Annotated in this window: 11 protein-coding genes; all 11 read left to right on the forward strand. The window is 58.2% G+C overall.

Features of this window, described 5'->3' with window-relative positions; translation table 11 throughout:
- On the forward strand, positions 1-557 hold a 557-nt coding region (gene flgJ, locus L9Z73_RS15590; RefSeq protein WP_247402527.1), incomplete at its 5' end, for a flagellar assembly peptidoglycan hydrolase FlgJ.
- 10 nt (positions 558-567) lie between these two features.
- Positions 568-2,613, forward strand: a complete 2,046-nt coding sequence (gene flgK / locus L9Z73_RS15595) for a flagellar hook-associated protein FlgK (protein WP_247402531.1) — start codon at positions 568-570, stop codon at positions 2,611-2,613.
- Positions 2,614-2,627: 14 nt separating this feature from the next.
- Positions 2,628-4,223, forward strand: coding sequence for a flagellar hook-associated protein 3 (locus tag L9Z73_RS15600; protein WP_247402535.1), 1,596 nt, complete (start codon positions 2,628-2,630; stop codon positions 4,221-4,223).
- A gap of 279 nt (positions 4,224-4,502) precedes the next feature.
- Positions 4,503-5,432, forward strand: a complete 930-nt coding sequence (locus L9Z73_RS15605) for a ketoacyl-ACP synthase III (RefSeq protein ID WP_198717162.1) — start codon at positions 4,503-4,505, stop codon at positions 5,430-5,432.
- A 277-nt stretch (positions 5,433-5,709) separates the two neighbouring features.
- Positions 5,710-7,449 (forward strand): flagellin, encoded by a 1,740-nt coding sequence (locus L9Z73_RS15610; protein WP_247402537.1) that lies wholly within the window; start codon positions 5,710-5,712, stop codon positions 7,447-7,449.
- 76 nt (positions 7,450-7,525) lie between these two features.
- Positions 7,526-7,870: a flagellar protein FlaG gene (locus tag L9Z73_RS15615; RefSeq protein ID WP_247402540.1), complete on the forward strand. Its 345-nt coding sequence runs from the start codon at positions 7,526-7,528 to the stop codon at positions 7,868-7,870.
- Positions 7,871-7,953: 83 nt separating this feature from the next.
- The gene (gene fliD, locus L9Z73_RS15620) at positions 7,954-9,321 is read left to right on the forward strand and encodes a flagellar filament capping protein FliD (RefSeq protein WP_247402542.1); all 1,368 of its coding nucleotides are present in this window, start codon (positions 7,954-7,956) and stop codon (positions 9,319-9,321) included.
- A gap of 138 nt (positions 9,322-9,459) precedes the next feature.
- Entirely contained in the window at positions 9,460-9,849 is a 390-nt protein-coding gene (gene fliS, locus L9Z73_RS15625) for a flagellar export chaperone FliS (RefSeq protein ID WP_017845372.1), read from the forward strand.
- 25 nt (positions 9,850-9,874) lie between these two features.
- Positions 9,875-10,171 carry a flagellar protein FliT gene (gene fliT / locus L9Z73_RS15630; protein WP_198717157.1) on the forward strand — a complete coding sequence of 99 codons (297 nt, stop codon included), beginning with the start codon at positions 9,875-9,877 and terminating at the stop codon, positions 10,169-10,171.
- 169 nt (positions 10,172-10,340) lie between these two features.
- Positions 10,341-11,816, forward strand: coding sequence for a sigma-54 dependent transcriptional regulator (locus L9Z73_RS15635; protein WP_247402545.1), 1,476 nt, complete (start codon positions 10,341-10,343; stop codon positions 11,814-11,816).
- A 110-nt stretch (positions 11,817-11,926) separates the two neighbouring features.
- Positions 11,927-12,749, forward strand: an 823-nt coding sequence (locus L9Z73_RS15640) for a histidine kinase dimerization/phospho-acceptor domain-containing protein (RefSeq protein WP_247402547.1), incomplete at its 3' end; no start/stop codon positions are given.

Raw genomic sequence — 12,749 nt, forward strand, 5'->3', positions numbered from 1 at the left:
GCATGCAGGTCTACGGCCGCGCCGTGGCTCAGCCGCCGCTGGCGCCGGCGAAGAAAGCCTTCAGCTCCCAGGATGAATTTGTCGCCACCATGTTGCCGATGGCCAAGGCCGCAGCGGCGCGTATCGGTGTCGATCCGAAGTACCTGGTGGCCCAGGCCGCCCTGGAAACCGGTTGGGGTAAATCGGTAATGCGCGCCGGCGATGGCAGCAGCAGTCACAACCTGTTCGGTATCAAGGCCGGCCAGAGCTGGCAGGGCGGCCAGGCCCGCGCGATCACCAGCGAGTTTCGCGATGGGGCGATGGTCAAGGAAACGGCGCAGTTCCGTTCCTACGATTCCTACCAGGACAGCTTCCATGACCTGGTGACGTTGTTGCAAAGCAATGATCGCTATAAAGAAGTTGTGAAATCAGCCGACAACCCGGAACAGTTTGTACGCGAGTTGCAAAAAGCCGGTTATGCAACCGATCCGGATTACGCCAGCAAGATTTCGCAGATTGCCAAAACGATGAACAGCTACCAGAACTACGCTGTCGCGGGCGCAACCATACATTTATAAGGTCTGAACCATGAGTTTGCTCAATATCGGGATGTCGGGGCTAAACGCCGCTCAGGGATCGTTGTCGGTCTTAAGTAACAACATCGCCAACGTTAATACCGCGGGCTACTCACGTCAGCAGACCCTTCAGAACTCCAGCGCCTCGAACGCGTTTGGCGGCGTATTCATCGGCAGTGGTACCACGCTGGCGGATGTGCGGCGCGTGTACAACGAGTACCTGGACACGGCTTACCAGAACAGTACTGCGCTGAATAATGACGCCAAGGCTTATCAGGACCAGATCGGTGCCGTGGATAAGGTCCTGTCGGACAAAAGCACTGGCCTGTCGTCGGTGCTCAGCTCCTTTTTTGCGACCCTGCAGACGGCATCGTCCAACCCCAACGATCTTTCCGCCCGGCAACTGCTGGTCAGCAATGCACAGACCTTGAGCAATCGCTTCAATTCAATCTCTACCCAGTTGACTCAGCAGAAAGAAACCATCAACAGCCAGCTGAGCACCATGAGTGATCAGGTCAATCAACTGACCTCATCGATTGCCTCGCTCAACAAACAGATCTTCCAGGTTCAGGGGGCGTCGGGTAATGCGCCGGCCAACCTGCTGGATTCGCGCAACGAGGCGGTTCGCTCGCTGAATGAGTTGATCGGGGTAACGGTCACCGAGAAGAACGGCCAGTTCAGCGTGACCACCGGCAGCGGCCAGTCGCTGGTGGAGGGGGGGATTTCCAACACTATTTCGGCTGTGCCGAGTAGCACTGATAACAGTCAGTACACCATCCAGCTGAATGTGAGCGGCACCGCCATGGACCTGGGTTCAGTGGTCAGCGGCGGAAGCATCGGTGGCCTGCTGCGGTATCGCAGTGATGCCTTGATGCCGGCCATCAATGACCTGGGACGTATCGCCATCGCGACTGCGGACACCCTCAACAATCAACTGGGCCAAGGCCTGGATTTGAACGGTGACTTTGGGGTGTCATTGTTCAATGACGTCAACAGCGCGGTCGCCGTTGCTTCGCGCAGCCAGGGCGCTGCGGGGAATAGTGCGGGTTCAGGTAACCTGAATGTGTCGATCAGCGACAGCAGCAAGCTCTCGACCTTCGATTACAAGGTCACCTTCAGCGACAGTGCCGACCTCAACAAGGTGACGGTGCTGCGCTCGGATGGTAAGTCCATGGGGGTCGTCGATCTCACCGCCACGCCGCCGACACCGATCGATGGTTTCACCCTGTCGCTGGACGGCAAGGGCCCGATGGCATTGGGAGACAGTTTCAAGGTCAGCCCGACTGCCACTGGCGCAAGCGGCATTGGCGTGGCGCTCACCGACGCGAACAAGCTGGCCTTTGCCGGGCCACTGGCGGGCACCAGCAGCAACACCAACAGCGGCACGGGTACGTTTACCCAGCCCGCCTTGACCGTGCCGCTGGATATTCATGGCGGCACCGACACGGCGCAGTTGCGTGCAGGTATCGAGAACTCGATGCCGGTGAAAATGGTCTTCGGTAAGGCGGCCACCGATGGCACTCAGCCTTATACCCTGAATGACGCGCAGGGCAATTCTATTGGAACCGGCATCATCATTCCGGGGCAGGGCAACAAGATCACCGTGGATGTGCCGATGCGTGACGCCGCCGGTGCTGTGATCGTGGGCAAGAGCTTCAAGTTCGACACGACAGTCAACGGTTCTCCGGCTGCGGGCGACAGCACCACCTTTGCCTTCAACAGTGGTGGTAAGTCCGACGGACGTAACGCCCAGGCCCTGCTCGACCTGCAGACCAAGGCCAGTGTCGGTATGGGGGACGGAAACACGGGCGTGAGTCTGGTCGCGGCGAACAGTCGCCTCGTGTCGCAGGTCGGTTCCAAGGCGAGCCAGGCTGGCGTCGACACAACGGCCACCGGCGCGTTGCTCAGTGCCAACAAGGAAGCGCGCAACTCGGTGTCCGGGGTTAACCTGGATGATGAGGCCGGCGACATGATCAGGTTTCAGCAGTACTACACCGCGTCGTCGCAGATCATCAAGGTTGCGCAAGAGACCTTTACCACACTGATTAATGCCATTTAAAGGAGGCTGGGACGATGCGTATTTCTACACAGCAATATTTTGAGACCAGCTCCGCCAAGTACCAGGATAACTATTCCAGTGTGGTCAAGGCGCAGGACCAGGCAAGCTCCGGCGTGCGTGTGCAAACGGCAGCGGATGATCCGGTGGCTGCGGCGCGGCTGTTGATGCTGCAGCAGCAGAAAGACATGCTGGGGCAGTTCAATGGAAATATCGATACGTTGAAGAATTCGCTGAACACTGAAGACGGCGTACTGGAAAATATTAACACTGCGCTGCAAAAGGCCAGTGAGTTGGCGCTGAAGGCCGGTAACGTCGGGATCAGTGATGCCGACCGTAAATCGATTGCCGCCGAGGTTGGCTCGATTGAAGACCAAGTGCTGGGTCTGCTCAATACCAAGGATGCCAACGGTAACTACATGTTTTCCGGGAGCAAGACCGATACGCCGCCTTATTTGCGTAACAACGATGGCACCTACAGTTACCAGGGTGATGACACGCCCTTGAGCCTGAAAGTGGCGGAAAACCTGTCGATATCGATGGGGGATACCGCGAAAACCATGCTCGAAAGCTCGGCGAACACCGGTCGTACCCAGTCGACGCGCGTGCTTGTGCCGCCTGCGGTCGATGACAACAAGGTGACGGTGTCGGCGGGTCTGGTTGCTTCCGGGGCCACCTACAACAGCAGCTTTGCCGATGGCCAGCCATATAAGCTGACGTTCACCAGCAGCACCCAGTACACCGTGAGCGACAGCGCCGGTAACGACATCACCTCCGAGATTCCGGGCAACGGTACTTTTGACTCGACCAAGGAAGGTGCTTCGACCATCAACTTGCGCGGGGTCAAGTTCGACATCGGCTTGGACCTGGGCAAAGGCGTGGCGCCGGGTGCGCCCTCGGATGTGCTGGTCAAGGATCGCGAGTTCAGCCTGTCGGTCAAACCGGACACCTTCAGTGTTTCGCGTACCCCAAGCAATCCGACCACGGCGCAATTGAGCGGCGGCCAGGTGACCAACCAGACGGCTTACGCCAGCACCTTTCCCAACGCTGGTGCGGTCGTCAAGTTTGGTGCGGCAGGTGCCTACGATGTCTATGCACAACCGTATACGGCGGACAGCAAGTCCATCGCCAGCGGCACCTTGGCCGTTGGTGATACCTCGATTACGGCCGCAGGCGTGACGTTTGACGTGACCACCGCGCCGGCGCCAGATGATGGCGACCAGTTTACGATCGGGGCCACCAGCAACAAGAACGAAAACGTGCTCGACACCCTCAGCCATTTGCGCAGAACCCTTGAAGCACCGTCGGACGGTAATCCGGCCGCGCAGAAGGAACTCAAGGATGTGGTCGCTCGCTCCATCGGTAACCTGGCCAATGCCTACAGCCAGGTTGACCAAGTGCGTGGTTCCATTGGCGCACGTCTGAACGGTCTGGATATCCAGACTCAGGAGAACACCAGCCTGAGCCTGGCAAACTCCACGACCATGAACGCGTTGGGTAACGTTGACTTCGCTGATGCTGCGATCAATCTGAGCTTGCAGCAAACCATGTTGCAGGCATCGCAACTGGCGTTCGTGAAAATTTCCCAGTTGAGCCTGTTCAATAAGATGTAATCAACTGGCGGTCACGCAGCGGCTCACCCTGGAAACAGGCTGGGCCGTTGCCGTTTTTGGCACTCAATTGTTCAAAGGTTTTGCACAAACCACAGAAAATTGAGTGACCTGTGAGTCATAAAGCGCATCTTCACTGTATCGTATGAAAAGGATAAGTCGTCGCAGGGTCTTTGCAGGGCGGCTTTCAGCGAAATTGTTATGGGGTTATCCCCTTTATTGTCAGCACTCCAGGCGTCGTCCGAGGGGTGTTCTCCAGCTATTTAGTATTGGGAAGCCACAATGATTGGCATAAAAAGCATCGCCAGTTACGTGCCGGCCGACGGGATCGATAACTACGCCCAGGGTGCCAAATTCGCCAAGGATGAAGAGTTCATCATTGGCAAGATCGGGTCGGCATTCCTGCCGCGCAAGGAAACCACGCAGGAAACCTCTGATCTGTGTGTCGAAGCGGCCAACGCGTTGTTTGCCAACAACCCGCAGTTGAAGCGCGAGTCCATCGACGCGCTGATCGTCGTCACCCAGAACGGCGATGAAGAGGGCCTGCCCCACACCGCCGCCATCGTCCAGGACAAGCTGGGCCTGCCGACTCACGTCGCCGCCTTTGACCTTTCCTTGGGCTGCTCGGGTTACGTCTACGGCATCTACGCGATGAAGGGCTTCATGGAAGCCGCCGGCCTGAAAAACGGCCTGCTGATCACCTCCGACCCGTATTCGAAGATCGTCGACCCGGAAGACCGCAACACCACCATGCTGTTCGGCGATGCCGCGACCGCGACCTGGATGGGCGAAGATGCCCCATGGCTGCTCGGCAAAGCCAAGTTCGGCACCGACGGCTCCGGCGCACCGCACTTGAAGGTCAGCAACGGCGTGTTCTTCATGAATGGCCGCCAGGTGTTCAACTTCGCCTTGCTCAAAGTGCCGGCGCACTTGCACGCGCTGCTCGATGAGTCGGACCTCAAGGCCGACGACATCGATGCCTTCTGCATTCACCAGGGCAGTGCGGCGATTGTCGACGCCGTGGCGCGGCGTTTTGAAGATGCGCCGGTGGACAAGTTCATCAAGGACATGGTCGAGACCGGCAACACCGTGTCATCGAGCATTCCGTTGCTGCTGGAAAAGCACGCGATGGACTCCACCTGGAAACGCGTGGCAATCAGCGGTTTTGGTGTAGGCCTGTCCTGGGGCTCGGCGATTCTCTATCGGCCGTGACACTTAAATAGGCGGCACGCGCTTCAAACATGAAGACGCCGATGATCGAACGATCATCGGCGTTTTTTATTTGGCGCCAGAAAAGCCAATGAAGTCGGGCCTTTTTGCCTGCATAACCCCTTGAATTACAAGGGGTGGCACGGTGCTAGTAAAAAATTTCAAAAAAAACCTCAAGCAACTGGCTACCACGACGATAACTATTACGTAGGTTCTCTAGGCCACACCCGGCGGTTGCCAGGGCCGGAAGCCGCAGTATCCAATCAACGAGGATTTCGTCATGGCATTATCAGTAAACACCAACATCACTTCCTTGGGTGTCCAGAAGAACCTGAACAAAGCTTCCGACGCTCTGAGCCAGTCGATGAACCGTCTGTCCTCCGGCCTGAAAATCAACAGCGCCAAAGACGACGCTGCCGGCATGCAGATCGCCAACCGTCTGAACAACCAGGTCAAAGGCCTGAACGTTGCGATCGCCAACGCCAACAACGGTGTTTCCATCGCCCAGACTGCTGAAGGCGCGATGCAAGAATCCACCAACACCCTGCAGCGTCTGCGTGAACTCGCCCTGCAAGCGGCCAACGGTGATAAAAGCGACGCTGACCGTGTTTCCCTGCAGCAAGAATTCACCGCTAAAGTGGGCGAGCTGAACCGTATCGCCAGCACCACTACCTTCGGTGGTCGTAACCTGCTGGACGGCTCGTTCAACAACGTAGCGTTCCAGATCGGCGCAAACGCCAACGAGACTATCTCGTTCGGTATGACCGACATCAGCTCTACTGCGCTGAAAGGCAACTACAGCGAAGCCACCGTTAACAGCACGGCATTGACCGGTCTGGCCGCTACTACTACTGGCTCGGTACTTACTGATAAAGCCACAGCTAAGGGTACTGCTGCTGTCGGCACTACTGCGGCTACTGATAGCATCAAAATCAATGGTACAACGATCAATCTCGTTGCTGCCCTTCCTGCTGACAAGGGCGCTGCTGCAGTTGATGCTATCAACAAGCAGACAGGCGTCACCGGTGTTACTGCCAGTGCCGACGCTACTGGCGTTTTGACACTGACCTCTACCAAGGCGATCACGATTGCAGCTGGTGATGTTGCAGCTGCTGTCGTTGGCCCGCCTGCCGTCGCTGCCAAAACTGATGGCTTGGCCAACCTCAATCTCGCTGCTGCTGCTAGCATTGCTCCCACCAGCAATCTTACCGCTGACGGTTCGATCACTGTGAACGGTACTGCGGTAGTTTGGGCAAAAGATGATGCCATGTCGACCGTTCTCACCAAACTCACCGCTGCTGCTGGCGGTGCTGCAAATGGTGCTTCCGCTACCTTCACCGATGGTCGTCTCAAGCTGACCTCGGGTAATGGTGCAGACATTAAGCTGGCTAACACTGATAGCGGTTCACTGTCGCAACTGGGTCTATCTGCCGGTACCACCCAAGCCAAATTGACCGACGATACCTCTATTTCCGTCAACGGCGTAGAAGTCAAGTTCAAGAAAGGCGACACCTCTGACGCAGTTGTAGCTTCGATCAACAGCGCCAGCACCGGTGTACAAGCCAGCAAAAACGCTGACGGCACTCTGAGCCTGTTCGCAGACAAAGACATCACCATCAAGGACGGCAGCGCCGGTACTGGCCTTGCGGCACTGGGTCTGACCACTGTTGCTAGTAATGGCACCAAAACCGCCGTCACCATGGAAACCAGCGTTTCCGATCTGAACATCCTGTCTGCCGCTTCTTCGCAGCAGGCCATCCAGGCTCTGGACGACGCCATGCAGCAGATCGACAGCCAGCGTTCGCAGCTGGGTGCCGTACAAAACCGCTTCGCCAGCACCGTGGCCAACCTGCAGAGCATTTCGCAGAACTCCACCGCAGCCAAAGGCCGCGTAGAAGACGCTGACTTCGCTTCTGAAGCCGCTGAGCTGACCAAGCAACAAACCCTGCAACAGGCTTCCACTGCGATCCTGTCCCAGGCCAACCAACTGCCATCGTCTGTTCTGAAGCTGCTTCAGTAATAGCGCCAGCGGTTAAATAACGGGAGGGTGCGTTTAACGACGTGCCCTTCCGTTTTTTCAGTTTTGAGGTGATGACATGGACATGAGCATCAAGCTGAACACGTCTTACCCGGTTGGCAGTACCCAGGCCAGCAGCGCACCTGCGCCTCAGGCCAAGCCTGCGGCCAGCAGTGAACCGGCCAAGGCCGAGGAGCCGCAACGCGTGGCGTTGGAGCAAGCGGTAACTGATATACGAGAGTTTGTGCAGGCAACCCAGCGCAACCTGGATTTTTCCATCGACGACTCCACCGGCAAAGTGGTGGTCAAGGTGATTGCCACCGACAGTGGCGAAGTGATTCGACAAATTCCATCGGAGACCGCGCTGAAGCTGGCGCAGAACCTGAGCGATGCCAGCAGCCTTTTGTTTAATAGCAAGGCTTGAGTTGGCACGAAACATGTTTCTGATTGCGGTCAGAGCGCACAAGCGCCAAAAAATCGGCCGCTGCAGGATAAGGAGAATGGCAAATGGCTAGTTCAACGATTTCCGGCCCAGGTTCGGGCTACGACACGCAGGCTATCGTCAAGGCGTTGGTGGGTGCTGAACAAGCGCCCAAGCAGCAGCAGATCACCAGCGAGCAAAAAAAAGCTACTGTCCAGTTGTCGGCGGTTGGTTCGGTCAAGACGGCGCTGGAAGCCTACCAGTCGGCGATCACCAAGTTGAACAATGCCTCCGCGTTCAACGGGCTTGCGGCGTCTTCGTCGGAAGAGAAGAACGCCAAGGTCACCCTGGGTGACGGCGCATCCAGCGGCAAGTACGTGTTGAAAGTCGATAACCTGGCGACCGCTTCGAAAGTCACCACGGCAGTGAATACGGACGGCGCGACGGGCAAGGCCAACAGCACCGACGAAGACCAGACGCTGACGATCAACCAGTCGGATAAAAGCTACGACGTGGTGATTCCTGGCGGTGCGACCCTGCAACAGGTGCGCGAGTCGATCAATTCGCAGCTCTCTTCCCAAGGGATCAGTGCCAACGTGCTGAGTGACTCCAACGGCGCGCGCCTGGTGCTGACCTCGTCCACTATGGGCGAAGGCACCGATATCACCCTCAGTGGTAATTCGGAGCTGGTCACCGGTTATGACAAGGGCACGGCGCCGACCAACGCCAAGTACTTCATCGATGACGTTCAGATGTCATCCGCCAGCAACAAGATTACGTCTGCAATCAGCGGCGTGACCTTGGATCTGTTGGACACTGTTGACACTGGCAAACCGACGACCATCACCGTGGCGAGCAACACCGACACGTTGAAAACCTCGGTGCAGTCCTTTGTCACCGCCTACAACGCGCTGATGACTGCTGTTAATACCCAGACCAAAGTCACCGCCACCGGTGATGCGTCCACCACCACCGCCGGTGCGTTGACGGGTGATTCGTCGATGCGTCAATTGGTGAACAGTCTGCGCTCCGAGCTGACCAGCGGCTCCGGTGCGGGCACCATGACCAGCCTGGCGCAGATGGGCATCACCACCGACCAGAAAACCGGGCTGCTGAGCCTGGACGACACCGCGTGGAACAAAGCGGTGGTCAAGGGTGCAGGCGATATCGCCAAGCTGTTCACCGGCGACACTGGCTTGATCACGCGCATGAACAAGGCGACCAACAGCTACGTGGGCACCACGGGCACCCTGGCGACCCGTGCCACCGATCTCAACAACAAGTTGACTGACTTGACCAAAGAGACGGATGACCTGACGCGGCGTATGGATGCTTTGCAGAAATCCCTGACGGCCAAGTACACCGCGATGGACACCATGATCGCGCAGATCAACTCCAGCAGCTCCAGCATCATGACCACGCTCAACTCGCTGAACAGTACGAAGTCGAGCTAATAGCAGGGGCGTTTCGGCGCCCCGCTAAAGGTTCGCCGGTGGTCTGGCGCTGGACGTCTGGATTAAAGAATTTCACGGCGCGGTCGAAAAACTGGTTAAGCAAACCTATTAGATTGTCGCCAGTAACGAGGTAGCAACATGAACCCGATGAGAGCCCTTCGCCAGTACCAAAAGGTCAGTTCCCATGCTCAGGTCTCCGAAGCCAGCCCGCACCGCCTGGTGCAGATGCTGATGGAAGGCGGTCTGGACCGCATGGCACAGGCCAAGGGCGCATTGAGCCGAGGTGATATCGCCCAGAAGGGCCTGATGCTCGGCAAGGCGATCGAAATCATCTCCGGCCTGCGCGACGGGCTTGAGCCAGAAAAGGCCGAAGACCCGGCCGTCGTGCAGCGGTTGGATGCCCTGTATGACTACATGAGTAATCGCTTGGTGGAGGCCAATCGCGTGAATGATGTCGAGATGATCGACGAAGTCGCTCGCCTGCTGATTACGGTAAAGACCGGCTGGGATGCCATCGCTCCACAATAAGGCCTGAGGCCTTGAGGTAAATATCATGAGCCACGCACTGCAACGCATCGATGAAACCCGCGAAGCTCTGATCGGCGCACTGGCCGAGCGCAACTGGGAGGCTGTCGGCGAGCTGGACCTGGGTTGCCGCGCGGTCATTGATGAAGTGCTCAGCGAAGCGCCGGTGGACGAAGATGCGCTGCGGGAGAAGCTGGAGAGCCTGCTGGCGGTTTACCAGCAATTGCTCGAAGTAACGATGGGCGAGCGCCAGGCGATTTTCGAAGAGATGTCGCAGATCAACCAAGCGAAAAATGCGTCAAAGGTTTACCATCTGTTCGGTTGACCGGGCGCAGTTAATCCGAATGGCGCGTCATATATTTGACTGTGCCATCATTTTTGACTTAACTAGTGCTGTTTTCAGATTTCAGACGTCTAGTAAGGTAAGAAGTCTTACAGGCATCTAGATAGCCCACACTCTGGGCGGAGCGTTTTACTAGGGAAGTTGCTATTGCATGTGGCGTGAAACCAAAATTCTGCTGATTGATGACGATAGCGTCCGCCGCCGCGATTTAGCGGTGATTTTGAATTTTCTCGGCGAAGAAAATCTTCCCTGCGGTAGCCACGATTGGCAGCAGGCGGTCAGCTCGTTGTCGTCGAGCCGTGAAATCCTTTGTGTGCTGATTGGGACGGTAAACGCTCCTGGCGCAGTTCTGGGCTTGTTAAAGACACTGTCAACCTGGGATGAGTTCCTTCCGGTGTTGCTGATGGGCGATATTTCTTCGCTCGACCTGCCGGAAGACCAGCGCCGCCGCGTGTTGTCCGCCCTGGAAATGCCGCCCAGCTACAGCAAATTGCTCGACTCCCTGCACCGCGCCCAGGTCTATCGCGAAATGTACGACCAGGCCCGTGAGCGCGGTCGCCACCGCGAACCCAACTTGTTCCGCAGCCTCGTCGGCACCAGCCGGGCGATTCAGCACGTGCGCCAGATGATGCAGCAAGTGGCCGATACCGACGCCAGCGTGCTGATCCTCGGCGAGTCGGGCACCGGCAAGGAAGTGGTCGCGCGCAACCTGCACTACCACTCCAAGCGCCGCGACGGGCCGTTTGTGCCGGTCAACTGCGGGGCGATCCCGGCGGAGCTGCTGGAAAGCGAATTGTTCGGCCACGAGAAGGGCGCCTTTACCGGGGCGATCACCAGCCGTGCCGGGCGTTTCGAGCTGGCCAACGGCGGCACCCTGTTCCTCGACGAAATCGGCGACATGCCGCTGCCGATGCAGGTCAAGCTGCTGCGCGTGCTGCAGGAGCGCACCTTTGAGCGCGTGGGCAGCAACAAAACCCAGAGCGTCGACGTGCGCATCATTGCGGCGACCCACAAGAACCTCGAAAGCATGATTGAGGTCGGCAGCTTCCGCGAAGACCTCTACTACCGCCTCAACGTATTCCCGATCGAGATGGCCCCGCTGCGTGAGCGCGTGGAAGACATCCCGCTGCTGATGAACGAACTGATCTCACGCATGGAGCACGAAAAGCGCGGCTCGATTCGCTTCAATTCGGCGGCGATCATGTCCCTGTGCCGCCACGCCTGGCCGGGCAACGTCCGCGAGCTGGCCAACCTGGTGGAGCGCATGGCGATCATGCATCCCTACGGTGTGATCGGCGTGGTCGAGCTGCCGAAGAAATTCCGCTACGTCGACGAAGAAGACGAGCATCTGGTGGACAGCCTGCGCAGTGACATGGAAGAGCGGATCGCCATCAATGGCCATACGCCGGACTTCGGTGCCAACGCCATGCTGCCGCCGGAAGGCCTTGACCTCAAAGACTATCTCGGCAACCTCGAACAAGGGCTTATCCAGCAAGCCCTGGACGACGCCAACGGCATTGTCGCCCGTGCGGCCGAGCGCCTGCGCATCCGTCGAACCACCCTGGTGGAGAAGATGCGCAAGTACGGGATGAGTCGTCGAGAGGGTGATGAACAGGCAGATGATTGACGCCTGTTTTTCAAGCCACTGTTTTATAGGTAGTTTTTTTTAGGCACGGGTATTGCTACAGCCCTCGCAACGTTCCGTTTAACTGACGGTCAGCCAAGCGAGAGAGCATGATGCCCCACGCCGCCCAACTATCTTCGGCCCCTGAGCTCCAGGGGCCTGTTCCGACCGCCGAACAGCTCAGCCGACACGGCCTTGAGCAGGCGTTCTCGCTGTTCAGCCAGATGTCCAGCCAACTGACTGACTCCTATAGCCTGTTGGAAGCGCGGGTCTCCGAGCTCAAGGGCGAACTGGCAGTGGTCAGTGCCCAGCGCATGGAAGAGCTGGCCGAGAAAGAGCGCCTGGCCAACCGTCTGCAGAATCTCCTCGACCTGTTGCCCGGCGGCGTGATCGTCATCGACGACCAGGGCCGCGTGCGCGAAGCCAACCCGGCCGCCTGCGACCTGCTCGGGCTGCCGTTGGAAGGCGAGCTATGGCGCCATGTCATCACCCGCTGCTTCGCGCCGCGTGACGATGACGGCCATGAAATCTCGCTCAAGGATGGGCGCCGCCTGTCTATCGCCACGCGCTCCCTGGATGCCGAGCCCGGCCAACTGGTGCTGCTCAACGACCTGACTGAAACCCGTCACCTGCAAGACCAACTGGCGCGCCATGAACGCTTGTCGTCGTTGGGAAGGATGGTCGCTTCTTTGGCGCATCAGATCCGCACGCCGTTGTCGGCGGCGTTGATCTACGCCAGTCATTTGACTGATGAGCAATTGCCCGCCGAAACCCAGCAGCGTTTTGCCGGGCGACTCAAGGAGCGTCTGCATGAGTTGGAGCACCAGGTGCGCGACATGCTGGTGTTTGCCCGCGGAGAATTGCCGCTGACCGACCGCCTCACGCCGCCCGGCCTGATGCAGGCGCTGCAAGCGGCGGCCGCCACCCACGTCCAGG

The sequence above is a fragment of the Pseudomonas emilianonis genome (assembly GCF_023072625.1).
Taxonomy (GTDB): Bacteria; Pseudomonadota; Gammaproteobacteria; order Pseudomonadales; family Pseudomonadaceae; genus Aquipseudomonas; species Aquipseudomonas paraveronii.

Bases quoted from the DNA above. Each gene is read 5' to 3' on its own strand.
- flgK (WP_247402531.1), top strand. From the start codon at position 568: ATGAGTTTGCTCAATATCGGGATGTCGGGGCTAAACGCCGCTCAGGGA.
- L9Z73_RS15600 (WP_247402535.1), top strand. From the start codon at position 2,628: ATGCGTATTTCTACACAGCAATATTTTGAGACCAGCTCCGCCAAGTAC.
- L9Z73_RS15605 (WP_198717162.1), top strand. From the start codon at position 4,503: ATGATTGGCATAAAAAGCATCGCCAGTTACGTGCCGGCCGACGGGATC.
- L9Z73_RS15610 (WP_247402537.1), top strand. From the start codon at position 5,710: ATGGCATTATCAGTAAACACCAACATCACTTCCTTGGGTGTCCAGAAG.
- L9Z73_RS15615 (WP_247402540.1), top strand. From the start codon at position 7,526: ATGGACATGAGCATCAAGCTGAACACGTCTTACCCGGTTGGCAGTACC.
- fliD (WP_247402542.1), top strand. From the start codon at position 7,954: ATGGCTAGTTCAACGATTTCCGGCCCAGGTTCGGGCTACGACACGCAG.
- fliS (WP_017845372.1), top strand. From the start codon at position 9,460: ATGAACCCGATGAGAGCCCTTCGCCAGTACCAAAAGGTCAGTTCCCAT.
- fliT (WP_198717157.1), top strand. From the start codon at position 9,875: ATGAGCCACGCACTGCAACGCATCGATGAAACCCGCGAAGCTCTGATC.
- L9Z73_RS15635 (WP_247402545.1), top strand. From the start codon at position 10,341: ATGTGGCGTGAAACCAAAATTCTGCTGATTGATGACGATAGCGTCCGC.